The organism is Aeromicrobium sp. Leaf289 (assembly GCF_001423335.1).
Classification (GTDB): domain Bacteria; phylum Actinomycetota; class Actinomycetes; order Propionibacteriales; family Nocardioidaceae; genus Aeromicrobium.
The window spans coordinates 108,330-123,145 of the sequence record NZ_LMNK01000005.1 but is presented as its reverse complement, the minus strand read 5'-3'; the positions used below and the strand labels follow the sequence as shown (position 1 = coordinate 123,145).

11 protein-coding genes and 1 tRNA gene are annotated in these 14,816 nt (G+C 71.4%); 2 read left to right on the top strand and 10 right to left on the bottom strand.

The window, feature by feature from the left end:
• Positions 1-88: 88 nt before the first annotated feature.
• The gene (locus tag ASF37_RS15360) at positions 89-862 is read right to left on the bottom strand and encodes a thioesterase family protein (protein WP_255353946.1); all 774 of its coding nucleotides are present in this window, start codon (positions 860-862) and stop codon (positions 89-91) included.
• 14 nt (positions 863-876) lie between these two features.
• Positions 877-2,283: an MFS transporter gene (locus ASF37_RS15355; RefSeq protein ID WP_056581526.1), complete on the bottom strand. Its 1,407-nt coding sequence runs from the start codon at positions 2,281-2,283 to the stop codon at positions 877-879.
• Positions 2,284-2,340: 57 nt separating this feature from the next.
• Here ASF37_RS15355 and ASF37_RS15350 point away from each other — a divergent pair, with 57 nt between their 5' ends.
• On the top strand, positions 2,341-2,805 hold the full coding sequence (locus tag ASF37_RS15350) for a helix-turn-helix domain-containing protein (RefSeq protein WP_055969582.1): 465 nt from the start codon (positions 2,341-2,343) through the stop codon (positions 2,803-2,805).
• 67 nt (positions 2,806-2,872) lie between these two features.
• On the opposite strand, the gene ASF37_RS15345 is transcribed toward ASF37_RS15350, so the two are convergent.
• A tRNA-Thr gene (locus tag ASF37_RS15345) sits at positions 2,873-2,945 on the bottom strand.
• 87 nt (positions 2,946-3,032) lie between these two features.
• On the opposite strand from ASF37_RS15345, the gene ASF37_RS15340 reads away from it, so the two are divergent.
• Positions 3,033-3,329 (top strand): chorismate mutase, encoded by a 297-nt coding sequence (locus tag ASF37_RS15340; protein ID WP_055969595.1) that lies wholly within the window; start codon positions 3,033-3,035, stop codon positions 3,327-3,329.
• A gap of 200 nt (positions 3,330-3,529) precedes the next feature.
• On the opposite strand, the gene ASF37_RS15335 is transcribed toward ASF37_RS15340, so the two are convergent.
• From ASF37_RS15335 to ASF37_RS15305, 7 genes are all read right to left on the bottom strand, one after another.
• Entirely contained in the window at positions 3,530-5,068 is a 1,539-nt protein-coding gene (locus ASF37_RS15335) for an alpha/beta hydrolase (RefSeq protein WP_056581525.1), read from the bottom strand.
• Positions 5,065-6,213, bottom strand: a complete 1,149-nt coding sequence (locus ASF37_RS15330) for a DNA polymerase III subunit delta' (protein ID WP_056552757.1) — start codon at positions 6,211-6,213, stop codon at positions 5,065-5,067. The genes ASF37_RS15335 and ASF37_RS15330 overlap by 4 nt, the downstream gene beginning before the upstream one ends.
• The gene (gene tmk, locus ASF37_RS15325) at positions 6,210-6,866 is read right to left on the bottom strand and encodes a dTMP kinase (RefSeq protein ID WP_056581523.1); all 657 of its coding nucleotides are present in this window, start codon (positions 6,864-6,866) and stop codon (positions 6,210-6,212) included. Before tmk ends, ASF37_RS15330 begins: the two co-directional genes overlap by 4 nt.
• Positions 6,867-7,314: 448 nt before the next feature.
• On the bottom strand, positions 7,315-10,068 hold the full coding sequence (gene topA / locus ASF37_RS15320) for a type I DNA topoisomerase (protein WP_056581520.1): 2,754 nt from the start codon (positions 10,066-10,068) through the stop codon (positions 7,315-7,317).
• 133 nt (positions 10,069-10,201) lie between these two features.
• Positions 10,202-11,647: a methyltransferase gene (locus tag ASF37_RS15315; protein WP_056581517.1), complete on the bottom strand. Its 1,446-nt coding sequence runs from the start codon at positions 11,645-11,647 to the stop codon at positions 10,202-10,204.
• A 217-nt stretch (positions 11,648-11,864) separates the two neighbouring features.
• Entirely contained in the window at positions 11,865-14,282 is a 2,418-nt protein-coding gene (locus ASF37_RS15310) for a sodium-translocating pyrophosphatase (RefSeq protein WP_056581514.1), read from the bottom strand.
• 110 nt (positions 14,283-14,392) lie between these two features.
• The gene (locus ASF37_RS15305; RefSeq protein ID WP_055969612.1) at positions 14,393-14,749 is read right to left on the bottom strand and encodes an STAS domain-containing protein; all 357 of its coding nucleotides are present in this window, start codon (positions 14,747-14,749) and stop codon (positions 14,393-14,395) included.
• Between the last annotated feature and the right edge of the window lie 67 nt (positions 14,750-14,816).

Sequence of the window (14,816 nt, the reverse complement as noted above, 5' to 3'; positions counted from 1 at the left end):
CGGGGCGCAGGTGCGCCGTCCCGACCGTCGAGGCTACGTCAGCGCGTCGAGCGGGACTGATGCCGCCGGCCCCTCCGCGCGACCGATGTCACGAGAGCGGGCCCAGCAGCCGGCGCGACTGGCGGGACTGCACGAGGAGCGCACCGTCGTCGGACCACACGTCGCAGTCGTCGACGGCCCAGGCACGGTCGAGGTGGCGCGCCCTCATCCTGACCAGCACGAACCCGGACGTCGGCGGGTGCTGGCCGAGCACCAGCGAAAGGTCGGCGGTGGGCATCAGCACCGGGGTGGAGGCGATCCCGAACAGCGCGGGCGGCATCGCGTCGCTGATGACCGCCAGCTCACCAGGACCGTAGCGACCCTCCGTCCGCAGCCGAACCCACGCGACCAGCTCGGCGATGTCACCGCCGACGGTCGGCCGCGCCTCGGTGGCGAAGCGGAACTCCAGCTGTGCACTCACCGGGACCAGGTCGCGCGGGAGCTCCACCTCCTCGCACCGGCCGGGCGCGGGGACGTCGGGCATCGCGACGTCGGTGAACGAGCCCTGCTCCTCGTCGACGGGAGCCGAGAGGACGGTCGCCAGCAACGCCGGACGGCCCGCGCTCGCCGCCTCGACGGAGCTCACCACCGAGCTCCGTCCCTGGTGGACGGTCCGGACCGCGATCTCGAGCGGGTCGTCGCGCACGCCAGCCAGGTACTGGAACGTGGCCGTCCGGACGTGCCAGTCCGGTGGCACCTCGGCGGCGACGGCGTCGAGGACGGCACCCGCGGTCACACCCCCCATGACGCCCGCGAAGGACCACCAGTCGCGGGTGAACGACGCACCGTAGGAAGGGTGCCCCGACCCTTCGACGGGATGCACCGACGGCCGGGCCGTCACGACCGGGCCGCCGTGACCGGCTGAGCAACGCGGTTCGTCATGCCGAGGGCAAGCACCGCCGCCACCACCAGAGCCCCGGCACAGACCCACCACGTGGCAACGAAGCCGTCGCGAGCGGCGACACCCTGGGCGCTGCCGACGATGGCGAACAGCACGCTCACCCCGACGACGAAGCCGATCTGGCGCGACATGGTGACCACGGCGCTGCCGGTAGCGGACTGGTCTGGCGCAAGGTCACGGGTGCCGCCGGCGATGAGGTTCGGCAGGGCCAGCCCGACGCCGATGCCGCCCAGCAGCCACCCCGGCAGGTAGGCCGACACGAACGCCGGCTCGACGCCCATGACCGACACCATCCACACGTTGCCCACCGCGCACACGATGGAGCCCGCGGCGACGAGTCGGGCGGGCGCGACGTGGGGCAGGAAGCGGTGCGAGAGGGCGGCCGTCACGGGGACCATGATCGGGCCGACGGCCACCGCGAAGCCGGTCCGGAGCGAGGAGTAGCCCCAGATCTGCTGCAGCCAGAGGATCCCGACCAGCAGCTGTGCGGCGAAGGCGACGTTGAAGACCAGCATGGCCAGGTTGGCGTAGCGGAACGAGCGAACACGCAGCAGCGCTGGATGGATGACCGGCGAAGGGTGACGACGCGACTGTGCCCAGAACACCGTGCCGAGCACGACCGCGCCGGCGAGCGACCCGGCGGTTCGCGGGTCCGCCCATCCCCAGTCGTTGCTCTTGGTCAGGCCGAGAGCGAGCAGGCCGACCGCTGCCGCGAAGACGACCGCGCCGGCCAGGTCCGGGCGGACCGCGTCGTCGTCGGTGCGCGCGTCGCGCACGACCGTGACCGCGAGCCACAGCAGGCCGAGCCCGATGGGCAGGTTGATGAGGAACACCCAGTGCCACGACAGCTGGGTGAGCACGCCTCCGACGGTCGGCCCGAACGCTGCCGCCAGCGCGCCGGTCGCCGCCCACAGCCGCACCGCGCCCACGCGCCGCTCGGGCGGCAGGGCACCCATGAGGATGCCGAGGCTGGTCGGCGTCATGGCGGCGGCGCCCGCGGCCTGCAGGACCCGGCAGGCCACCAGCATCCAGACGCCCGTGCTGAGGGCGCAGGCCACGCTCGCCGCGACGAACAGCGCGAGCCCACCGACGAACATCTGCTTGCGCCCGTAGCGGTCCGCGAGCCGTCCGAACGGGACGAGCAGGGCCGCGAAGGTGACCGCGTAGGCGTTGAGCACCCAGCTCAGGTCCGCGGCAGTGGGGCCGCCAGGCGTGCCCACGCCCAGGTCGCGCCCGATGTCGTCGAACGCGACATTCACCACGAACAGGTCGAGGCTGGACATGAAGGCGGCACCGATGGTGACGAGCACGACCGCTCGCGCACCCTGGCTAGGATGAGGCATAGCCAGCAACCTAGTGCCTGGCTATGGTCCTGCCAAGCCAGGGCGTAGGGTCGACCCATGCCCGCTCGACTCGAAGGACGTCTCGCGTCGCCGGACCGCAGGTCCCCCGGCGACCACTGCCCCATCGACCGTGCGCTGCACGTGGTCGGCACCCGTTCGGCACTTCTGCTCATGCGCGAGGTGTCGTACGGAACCAGCCGCTTCGACGACCTCGCCACTCGCGTGGGCATCAGCGACGCCGTGGCCTCGGCCCGCCTCCGCGAGCTGCTGGAGGCCGGTCTGCTCGAACGTCGCCCCTACCGCGAGCCGGGCCAGCGCACGCGGCACGAGTACGTGCTCACCGAGAGCGGCGAGGAGCTGCTGCCGGTCCTCCTCGCCCTGGCCGCGTGGGGGCGCCGGCACACCGGGGCCCGGACCTCCCCCCGCTTCGTCCACGCCGACTGCGGGGCCGACGTCGAGGCCGAGGTGCGCTGCACGGAGGGGCATGTCGTCGCGCTCGACGAGCTGGTCGTCAGCAGCTGAGGGGCGCAGCGACGCGGATGCGAACGACGACCGTCGTCCAGCACGCGCCTGCTCCGAGACCTTTCGGAGCCGCCTGTCGGAATCGAACCGACGACCTTTTCATTACGAGTGAAACGCTCTACCGACTGAGCTAAGGCGGCGAAGGCTCAGCGAGGATCGCCCGCCGAACCTCGACGAGTCTATCCGGGCCCTTCGGGGGCCACAAACCGGGCCCCTACACTCGACGCGTGGACGGAACAGAGGACGTGCGGGCCGAGCTGGACGACATGCGATCCAGCATCGACAACATCGACGCGGCCCTGGTGCACCTGCTCGCCGAGCGGTTCAAGTGCACGCAGCGGGTGGGGCGCCTCAAGGCCGCGCACGAGCTGCCGCCCTCGGACCCCGAGCGCGAGTCGCGCCAGATCGAGCGGCTCCGCACGCTCGCCGTGGAGTCGGACCTCGACCCCGCCTTCGCCGAGAAGTTCCTGACCTTCATCATCGACGAGGTCATCCGCCACCACGAGGCCATCCGCTCGGCCTGATCACTCCCCGACCGACCCACGGCGACGCTCCGCGGCCGTCGGAGGTAGGTGGCGCGCGGAACCTGGGCGGTAGGAGGTCGGTCCTCCGCGATTAGCAGGTGCGTATCTGCGGCGGTCCTACCGCCGGGTGCCCCCGTAGCGCGGCGCACCTACCTCGCGCGCGCCGAAGCGGCGTGACGGTCGAGAGCCGAGAGCGTGCGTCAGCCCTCGTCCTCGCAGGTGAGGCCGTCCTTCGGGACCGTGCCGTCGACCAGGTAGGCGTCGACGGCCTTCTTGATGCACTGGTTGCCCGACCCGTAGGCGGTGTGGCCGTCGCCGTCGCGCGTGAGCAGCACGCCCTCGGAGTCGCCGAGCTGGTCGGCGAGCGCCTTCGCGTTCTCGTACGGGGTGGCCGGGTCGCGGGTGGTGCCGATGACGACGATCGGCGCGGAGCCCTCGGCGTCGATCTCGACCTGCGGACGCTCGGCCGGCTCCGGCCAGTCGCTGCAGCCCAGCACGCCCCAGCCCAGCGCCTCTCCGAAGACCGGCGACGCCTTCTCGAACGTCGGGAGCTCGGCCTCGACCTCGTCGACGCTCGGGCGCTCACGGTTGTCGAGGCAGTTGACCGCGATGTTGGCCCAGCCGATGTTGCCGTCGTACTCGCCGTTGCCCTTGCGCGAGAAGTAGGCGTCGTTCAGCTGCAGCAGGACCGAGCCGTCGCCGCGCAGCGCCGCCGTGAGGCCCTGCGAGAGGGCGATCCAGCTGGCCTTGTCGTACAGCGTGACCGCGATGCCGTAGAACGCACGCCCCTTGGTGAGCTCGCGATCGGTGCCGGTGGGCAGCGGCTCGTCCTCGAGCTGGCTCATCAGGGTCTCGATCGCGCGCTGCGCGGCGTCGGCGTCCTGCCCCAGCGGGCACGACTCGAGCTTCACGCACGACGCGATGTAGGCGTCGAGCGCACGCTGGAACCCGGTGGCCTGGCCCAGGGACGAGCCGAACACGTCCTTGGACGGGTCGACCGCGCCGTCGAGGACCATCGCGCCGACCTTGGCGGGGAACAACGTGGCGTAGGTGGCACCCAGCTGCGTGCCGTAGGAGGCGCCGAACCAGTCCAGCTTCTTCTGACCGAGCAGGGCTCGCGCGACGTCCATGTCGCGGGCCGCCTCCTCGGTGGAGACGTGGCCGGCGAGGTCACCGGAGTTCTTCCGGCACGCCTCGCCGAGCTCCTTGACCGCGTCGCGGAACTCCTGGACCTCGGCGTCGCTCGAGGGGTCCGGGTCGCTCGCGGCGTACTCGTCGAACTGCTCGTCGGGCAGGCACTCCAGCGGCGAGCTCTCGCCGACGCCGCGCGGGTCGACCCCGACGATGGTGAACGCATCGCGGACCTCGTCGCCCATGCTCCCGGCGAGCGATCCCGCGTAGTCGATGGCCGAGCCACCCGGGCCGCCCGGGTTGACGAACAGCACGCGGGTGCCGTCGCCCTCCGCCAGGTAGCGCGCCGCCTTCAGCTTTGTGGTCTCGCCGTCGGGCTCGTCGTAGTCGACGGGCACCTCGATCGTGGCGCACTCGCGCTCGCCGCCGCAGTCCTCCCAGGTCAGCTTCTGGTCGTAGAAGCGCTGCAGACCGTCGGGGGCCTTCTCGCCCGTGGGCTCGAGCTGGGCCGTGGGAGCGGAGTCGTCACCGCGCGTGGCGACCAGCACACCGACCACGACGGCGGCCACGGCGGCAAGGACGATCAGGACGAGGAGAGGGCGCTTCATCGGGTCCGGAATCCCATCATCATGCGTTCGAGGGTGAGCAGCGGTGCAGCGTTGGCGGTGAGCGCCTCGCGTGCCTCGACGATCGCATCGATCCTGCGGAGCGTCGAGTCGGGGGTCCACACGTCGGCGGCCGAACGGACCGCGTCGGCGACGTCGGCGTTGACGAGCGGCGCACCGGGTGCCGTCTGCGCGACCACGACGTCGCGGCAGAACGAGAGGAGGTCGAGCAGGACGCCGTCGATCGAGTCACGCGCGAGCCGGGTGCGACGCCGCTTCTGGTCCTTCTCGAGCGAGGAGACCGCACCGGCGTAGCCGGCGGGCCTGCGGCCACGGTCCTCCACGCCCCACGACTGCTTGAGGTCGGAGGTCTCGCGCTCGTCGGCCACGTCGGCGACCGCGGCGGCTCGGGCGGTGGCCTCGTCGTTGATGCGCTGGGCGGCCACCAGGCAGTCGCCGAGGGAGCGCAACGACGTGGGCAGCGACAGGATGTCGCGACGACGCTCCCGTGCCTGCGGGTCGCGGGCCAGACCGCGCGCGCGACCGATGTGTCCCTGCGACGCCGCCGCGACCGCCTGCGCGAGCTGGGGCTCCACCCCGTCGCGCTCCACCAGCAGGCGGGCGATCGCGTCGGCGGGCGGGGTGCGCAGCAGCACGGCCCGGCAGCGCGACCGGATGGTGACGATGACGTCCTCGGTGGCGGGCGCGCACAGCATCCACACGGTGTACTGCGACGGCTCCTCCACCGCCTTGAGCAGGGCGTTGGCCGCCTGCTCGGTGAGTCGGTCGGCGTCCTCGACGATGAGCACCTGCCAGCGACCGAGCGCCGGCCGCAGGGCCGACTTGCGCACGTACTCGCGCGCGACGTCGGTGCCGATGGACAGCCCGTCGGTGCGGATGACGGTGATGTCGGGATGGCTGCCGGCCGCCGCCGTGGTGCACGAGTGGCACTGGCCGCAGCCACCCAGCTCGCACTGCAGCGCCGCCGCGAACGCCTTGGCCGCGTTGGAGCGCCCCGACCCGGGCGGACCGGTGAGCAGCCACGCGTGCGTCATGGAGCGACCGTCGCCGCCGGCGGACCGGACCGCGGCGGACAACGTGTCGACGACTGGTCCCTGGCCGACGAGCTCGTCCCACACGCTCGTCACAGGTCACCGCCGTCTCGGCGGGCCTGCCCGAGCCACGGCTCGACCGCAGCCCGGATGGCGGCGTGCACGACCTCGGGCGGCTGGTCGGCGTCGAGGACGAGGTAGTGGGCCGGGTCGGCGGCCGCGAGGGTCAGGAAGTGCTCACGGACGCGCTGGTGGAAGTCGAGCGGCTCGGCCTCGATGCGGTCGGGCTCACCGGCGCGCGACAGTCCGACCGTGGGATCGAGGTCGAGCACCACGGTCAGGTGGGGCCGCAGGTCGGCCGTGGCCCACCGGGCGACGTGCTCCAGCTCGGCGGCGTCGATGGCGCGGCCCGCCCCCTGGTAGGCGAGCGTGGAGTCGACGTAGCGGTCGGTGACCACGACCTCGCCGCGCTCGAGCGCCGGGAGCACCACGGCGTCGACGTGCTCGGCCTTGTCGGCGGCGTAGACGAGGGCCTCGGTGCGCGGCGACAGGTCGCCGGTGGCCGGGTCGAGCACGATGCTGCGCAGCCGGGCGCCGACCTCGGTGCCACCGGGCTCGCGCGTGAGCAGCACGGGCGTTCCCTGGGCCGTGAGCCAGTCGCGCAGCAGGCGGGACTGGGTGGACTTGCCGCCCCCCTCGCCACCCTCGAGGGCGACGAAGACGCCCGAGTCGGTGTAGCGAGGCTGCATGTCGCCGATCCTAGGGGGCGGGTGCGACGGGGTGGGGTGGTGTGTCGTCGCGTCTGCTGCTGCGCTGGTTGCGGCAGTGCCGTCGTGCTGCTGCGCTGCCTGCGGTCGTCACGACTCACTGACGCACTGCCCGCGGTCACGACTCACCGATGCGCTGCCTCGGTCTTCGCTGGAGGCGGCCCCCGAAAGGCCTCGACCGGGGACCTGGGCGGGCGCTGGTCCGGGGGCGCGGGACTCATCTGGTGCCGGGGGTGGACCCACGATTCTTCCTTTGCGCGTGACCGGCGCAGCATTCTCCCTTCGCGCGTGCCCGCGGTGGATCCTCCACCGCACGAGCGCCCGGACGGTGGAATCCACACCGCTCGGCGCCTGCGGTCGTCAGGGATTCTCCCTTCGCGTGGAACGGTCCACGAGAAGGGAGAAGCCCTGACCGCCCGAGGACTCAGCTCTACTTGGCCGTCGTCTTCTTCGCGGTGGTCTTCTTGGCCGCGGACTTCTTCGCGGTGGTCTTCTTCGCCGCCGTCTTCTTGGCCGCCGTCTTCTTCGCCGGGGCCTTCTTGGTCGCCTTCTTCGCGCCCTGCTTGGCCGTCTTCTTGGCCGGGCCGCGGGCCCGGCGCTCGGCGAGCAGCTCCTGCGCACGCTCGGCGGTGAGGGTCTCCAGGGAGTCGTCCTTGCGCAGCGTGGCGTTGTACTCACCGTCGGTGACGTATACGCCGAAGCGACCCTCCTTCACGACGATCGGGCTGCCGCTGACCGGGTCGTCGCCCAGCTCCTTGAGCGGCGGCTTGGCCGCACCACGGCGGCCGTACGTCTTCGGCTGGGCGTAGATCGCCAGCGCCTGCTCCTCGGTGAGGGTGAACAGCTGCTCCTCGGACTCCAGCGAGCGCGAGTCGGTGCCCTTCTTCAGGTAGGGCCCGTAGCGGCCGTTCTGCGCGGTGATCTCGACACCCTCGGCGTCCTTGCCGACCACGCGCGGCAGCGTGAGCAGCTTGACGGCGTCGTCGATCCCGATCGAGTCCATGCTCATGGACTGGAACAGGCTGGCCGTGCGCGGCTTCTCGCTCTTCTTGGCGCCCTCGGGCAGCAGCTCGGTGACGTAGGGGCCGAACCGACCGTTCTTGACCACCAGGTCGAGGCCGGTCTCGGGGTGCGTGCCGAGCATCTTCTCGGCGCCGGCCGGGTTGGCCAGCAGCTCCTTGGCCTTCTCGAGGGTCAGCTCGTCCGGCGGCAGGTCCTCGGGCACGTTGGCCCGAGTGGGGACGTCGGCACCGTCCTTGCCGGGCACCATCGGCGGGCCCTCGACGTACGGGCCGTACCGACCGACGCGGACCGCGATGTCGTCGCCCAGCTCGAACGTGGCCAGTCCGCGCGCGTCGATGTCGGGCAGGTTCTCGATCAGCCACTTGAGGCCGGTGTCCTTCTCGCCGCTGCCGGCCCAGAAGCTCTCGAGCACGCGCTGGCGGGCGTCGCGGCCGTGCGAGACCTCGTCGAGCACGTCCTCCAGCTCGGCCGTGAACGAGTAGTCGACCAGACGCGGGAAGTGCTGCTCCATCAGCCGCACGACGCTGAACGCGATCCAGGCCGGCACCAGCGCCGTGCCCTTCTTGAACACGTAGCCGCGGTTCTGGATGGTGCCGATGATCGACGCGTACGTGGACGGCCGGCCGATCTCGCGCTCCTCCAGCTCCTTGATGAGCGAGGCCTCGGTGTAGCGGGCCGGCGGCTTGGTCTCGTGGCCGGCCGGGGTCAGCTCGTGCGCCGCGACCGTGTCGCCCTGCGCCAGGGCCGGCAGCTTGGTCTGCTGGTCGTCGCCCTGGCCGTTGTCCTCGCGGGACTCGACGTAGGCCTTGAGGAAGCCGTGGAAGGTGATGGTGCGACCAGACGCCGTGAACTCGACCGGGGCGCCCGCGTCGGCACCCGCGGCGTCGGAGGCCGTGGCCGCCAGCCTGATCGAGACCTGCTCGCCCCGGGCGTCCTTCATCTGCGAGGCGAGCGTGCGCTTCCAGATGAGCTCGTACAGCTTGTACTCGTCGCCGCGCAGACCCGTGGCCTGTGGCGTGCGGAACTTCTCGCCCGCCGGCCGGATGGCCTCGTGCGCCTCCTGCGCGTTCTTGACCTTGCCCGTGTAGGTGCGCGGCTTCTCGGGCAGGTACTCGGCACCGTAGAGCTCGCGGACCTGCGACCGGGCCGCGTTCAGCGCCGTCTGCGACAGCGTGATCGAGTCGGTGCGCATGTAGGTGATGTGCCCGCCCTCGTACAGACGCTGCGCCACCTGCATGGTGCGGGCCGCGCCGAACCCGAACTTGCGCGACGCCTCCTGCTGCATCGTCGTGGTCCGGAACGGGGCGTAGGGCTTGCGGGTGTAGGGCTTGGCGTCGACCGCGGCGACCGCGAAGGACTCGTCGCGCAGGCCAGCGGCCAGCGCCGTCACCCGGGCCTCGTCGAGGTGCGCGACCTCGGCGTTCTTGAGGGTGCCGTCGTCGGCGAAGGCCGAGCCGTTGGCCACCTTCTTGCCACCCACGCTCACCAGCCGCGCCGGGAACAGGCGGGCGTCCTCGTGCTTCTCGCCCGCGTCGAAGGTGGCGTCGAGGTCCCAGTACGACGCGGACCGGAATGCCATCCGCTCCCGCTCGCGCTCCACGACCAGACGGGTGGCCACCGACTGCACGCGACCGGCGGACAGGCCCGACATGACCTTCTTCCACAGGACGGGGCTGACCTCGTAGCCGTAGAGACGGTCGAGGATGCGCCGGGTCTCCTGCGCGTCGACGAGGTCCATGTCGATGTCGCGCGGGTTCTCGACCGCGCGGGTGATCGCTTCCTTGGTGATCTCGTTGAAGACGATCCGCTTGACCGGCACCTTCGGCTTCAGCTCGTCGTACAGGTGCCACGCGATGGCCTCGCCCTCGCGGTCCTCATCGGTCGCGAGCACGAGCTCGTCGGACTCCTTGAGCAGCTTCTTGAGCTTGGTGATCTGCGACTTCTTGTCGGCGGCGACCACGTAGACCGGCTCGAAGCCGTTGTCGATGTCGACGCCGAGGCGCGCCCACGGCAGCCCCTTGTACTTGGCCGGCACCTGGTCGGCGCCCTTCGGGAGGTCCCGGATGTGGCCCACGCTGGAGTCGACGACGTACCCGTCACCCAGGTACGACTGGATGCTGCGCACCTTGTTCGGCGACTCGACGATGACGAGCGTGGTCACGGTGATACTCCCTGCTGGACGGCGTCGGCCCCACTGGTCGGGGGCCGGACGGGGCAAACGCTAACGCGTCCTGTCAACAAACATCGTGCCCCGGGGGCCGACGTGGCGCGCGCCACGCCCTGCGCCGACGCCCTCAGGGCACCAGGAACCCGTCGGCCACGAGGTCGTGCACGACGGGTCGGTACGACTCACGCAGCTCGGTCGGGTCGCGGTCGAGCAGCTGGGCGAGCGCGTCGATCACCTGACCGGCCGTGAGGTCGCCGTCGAGGGCGCCGAGCAGCCCCGCCTCCACGGTGTCGACCTGCCTCGCACGACGCAGCCCCTCGCCCAGCCGCACCACGATCGCCTCCGGGTCGGCCGCGCCGGGCGGACCGTACGTCTCCTGCGCCAGGCCGGTGGCCTGGGTCCAGCGGACGTCGAGCACGTCGTCGGCGTCGGCCAGGGCGTCGACCCGCTCGGCCCAGTCGAGCACGGCGGCGCCGACCGGCGGCACGACCTCGTGCCGCCACTGCTCCATCCGCAGCACCGGGACGTCGCGGTGGACCGCCCGCAGGTTGATCCACCCGAAGGCCATCGCTTCCACGCCCTGCTCGTCGAACCAGCCCAGCCACGCGTCGTAGCGCTCGGCGTAGTCGGGTCGGTGGCGTGCGCCCGCGTCGGCCAGCCACATCTCCACGTACGCCGGCAGGTCGACGACCTCGCGCTGCACCACCCAGGCGTCGAGACCGGTGGGGGCGATCCAGCCGTGCAGACGTTCCTCCCACGGCTCGTCGGTGTGCACCCAGCTGCCCAGCACCTGGCACCAGCCGCCGGGACGCAGGTGATCCGCGGCGCCCGAGACGACGGTGCGCACCACGCCGTCGGTCTCGAGCGACCCCTCCCGGTACACGAGCCGCTCCCCCGTGGGCGGCGAGACGACGAACGGCGGGTTCGTGGCGATCACGTCGAACTGCTCGCCGGCCACCGGCTCCCAGAACGAGCCGTCGCGCACGTCGACGTCGGCGCCGTTCAGCTCAGCGGTGAGCCGAGCCGCCCACAGCGCCCGCGGGTTCACGTCGGTGGCGACCACCTGGTCGTGACGCTGCGCCAGGTGCAGCGCCTGCACCCCGCAGCCCGTGCCGAGGTCGAGCACGCGTCCACCCGACGTGGGCACCGTGAGCTGCGCGAGCGACGACGACGCCTCGCTGATGCCGAGCACGTGCTCCGGTCCGACCTCGATCGGGCTGGTGTCGAGACCGGGCGTGAGGTCGCAGACCACCCACCAGTCGTGCTCCTCGTCGCCGTAGGGCCGGACGTCGACGAGCGCACGCACGTCGGACCCGTCGCGTCCGAGCAGCCCCCGCTCGAGCAGGTCGTCGACGAGCCCCGGGAGGGCGGCCTCGACGGCACGGGCCGGCTCGGCGCGCTGGAGGGAGAAAAGCCGCACGAGCGTGGAGAGCGCGGAGCCGTCGCGCGTGGCGCGCTCGGCCGGCGTCGTCTCGTTGCGCAGCAGGGCGGCGTGGGCGGCGGGGCCGAGGAGCTCCTGGACCCGGTCCACCGTGAACCCGACGTCGGCCAGCCGTGCGCGCACCTGTTCCATGCGGCCAGCGTGTCACGCCGCCACGTCGATGCCACCCACTCACCCTGGTTCTCCCCCACTCACCTGGGCGGGCATCCCCAGGTGAGTCACGGAGTTCCGTGGTGGGCTCGCGATTCCCATCACCTGATGGGAATCGTGGGGACGGAGGGACGCGACGGTGCGCCAGACGCACGTGACCCCCGCGGCGGGGCCGCGGGGGTCACGTGGGGTGGTGCGGTCAGGCGGGCCTGGTCGCCTCGTCCATGGCGCCGTCCTCCTGTACGTCGCCGATGGCGATCGGACGACGCTTGGAGATGTACACGGCCACCACGATGATGAGCACCGAGACACCGGCGATGGTGTACCGGACCCAGTCCTTGGCGTCCTCGCCGTAGGTCACCTGCACGACGACCGGGACGATCAGCAGGGCGACGAGGTTCATCACCTTGAGCAGCGGGTTGATCGCCGGGCCGGCGGTGTCCTTGAACGGGTCACCGACCGTGTCGCCGATGATCGTCGCCTCGTGGGCGGGCGATCCCTTGCCACCGTGGTTGCCGTCCTCGACCAGCTTCTTGGCGTTGTCCCACGCGCCGCCGGAGTTCGCGAGGAACACCGCCATGAGCGTGCCGGCACCGATGGAGCCGGCCAGGTAGGCGCCCAGCGGGCCGACGCCGAGGCCGAAGCCGACGGCGATCGGCGCGAAGATCGCCAGGATGCCCGGCGTCGCCAGCTCGCGCAGCGAGTCGCGCGTGCAGATGTCGACGACCTTGCCGTACTCGGGACGACCGGTGCCCTCCATGATCCCGGGGATCTCGCGGAACTGGCGGCGCACCTCGTACACGACCGCGCCCGCGGCACGCCCGACGGCGCTGATCGCGAGCCCGGAGAAGAGGAACACGACCGAGACGCCGATGATGAGGCCGACGAGGTTGCTCGGGTCGGCCACGTTGAGGATGCCGGAGATGACCTGCCCGTCGGAGGAGCTGAGCCCACCGAGGAAGGCCTGCAGCGGCTCGGGGTCCTGGACGTCGAAGCCGGAGAGCACCTCGCCGAAGCCGTCGCGGATCGCGTCGGTGAACGACCCGAACAGCGCGGTCGCGGCCAGCACGGCCGTGGCGATCGCGATGCCCTTGGTGATCGCCTTGGTGGTGTTGCCCACCGCGTCGAGCTCGGTGAGGATCTGCGCGCCCTCCTCGCCGACGTCGCCGGACATCTCCGCGATGCCCTGGGCGTTGTCGCTCACCGGACCGAAGGTGTCCATGGCCACGATGACGCCCACCGTGGTGAGCAGGCCACAGCCCGCCAGGGCCACGGCGAACAGAGCCACGACGAGCGAGCCCGAGCCGAGCAGGAAGGCGCCGAACACCGCCGCGCCGATCACGAGAGCGGTGTAGACCGCCGACTCGAAGCCGACCGAGAGGCCGGACAGGATGACCGTGGCCGGCCCCGTGAGCGACGTCTTGCCGACGTCCTTGACCGGGCGCGTCTCCGTGCCGGTGAAGTAGCCGGTGAGCGCGAGGATCACGGCGGCCAGGACGATGCCGATGATCACGGCGACCATGGCGATGACGCGGGGGTCGCCGTCCAGGCCGGCCACGCTCTCCACGGGCAGCACCTGCGACAGGATCGACGACTCGTCGGCCGTCGGCAGCGACAGGTCCGCGAAGGACGACGGCAGGTAGAACCAGGAGAAGGCCGACGACCCCACCGCACCCAGGAACGCCGAGATGTAGAACGACCGGTTGATCGTGCTCAGGCCGCTCACGCCCGGCTGGGCGCGGGTGATGAAGACGCCGAGGATGGCGGTCAGCGCGCCGATGGCCGGGATGACGAGCGGCAGGACCAGGCCCTGCTCGCCGAACGCCACCGAGCCGAGGATGAGCGCGGCGACGAGCGTGACGGCGTAGGACTCGAAGAGGTCGGCCGCCATGCCGGCGCAGTCACCGACGTTGTCGCCCACGTTGTCGGCGATGGTCGCCGCGTTGCGCGGGTCGTCCTCGGGGATGTTGTTCTCGACCTTGCCGACGAGGTCGGCGCCGACGTCGGCGGCCTTCGTGAAGATGCCGCCGCCGACTCGCATGAACATGGCCAGCAGCGCGGCACCGAAGCCGAAGCCCTCGAGCACCGTGGGCGCGTCACCCTGGTAGATCAGCACGACGACCGAGGCACCGATGAGGCCGAGGCCCACCGTGGACATGCCGACGGTGCCACCGGTGCGGAAGGCGATGCGCATGGCCACCTCGCGCCCCTCGTTCTCGGCAGCCGCCGCCACGCGGACGTTCGCCCGCACCGCGAGCCACATGCCGAAGTACCCGATGAGGGCCGAGAACAGCGCGCCGGCCAGGAACGCGACCGAGCGACCGATGCGGACGTCGGTGGCACCGGGCAGCGCGAACAGCAAGGCGAACGCGGCCACCGCGAACACGGCGAGCGTCTTGAACTGGCGGGTCAGGTAGGCCGAGGCGCCCTCCTGCACCGCCAGTCCGATCTCCTGCATCTTCTCGGTGCCGTCGTCGGCAGCGAGGACCTGGGAGCGGAACAGTGCAGCGAAGAGGAGCGAGACGACTCCGATCCCGGCGACCACAGCGACGAACGTCGTGTTGCCTCCCGAGAGCTCGAGATCACTCGCCGCCGCAACGAACGTCGCGTCGACCATGTATTCCTCCGTGGTGTGGGACAGGGGTGTCGGCCCCAGCCAACCAGGAAAATGTGACGCGGGCTACACCCGGGTAACAATCCTGCGCGTGTCGTCCACGGCGGGCGCGGTCAGGCCAGCGACGCGGGTCCGTGGGCGGCGCGCGCCGCCTCCACGGAGTCGTGCAGGCCGAACACCTTGTCGAGGCCGGTGATCTCGAAGATCTTGAGCAGCCGCGGGTGGGTGCACACGATGTCGAGGGACCCGCCACCGGCGCGCACCTTCTTGAGGGCGCCCACGAGGACGCCGAGTCCCGTGGAGTCGAGGAACTCGACCCGCTCGACGTCGACGATGAGGCGCAGGTGCCCGGCCTCGACGGCCTCAACGATGGCCTCACGCAGGCGTGGTGCGGTGTACACGTCGATCTCTCCGCCGACCTCGATGATCTCGAACGGGTCGTCGGTGCGCGTGGTGAGGAGCAGGTCCATCAACGTCCTTCCGAAGGTGTGACCAGTCAACCACGAAGGAACCGAGCCCGCCCCCGTCTCGGGGGAG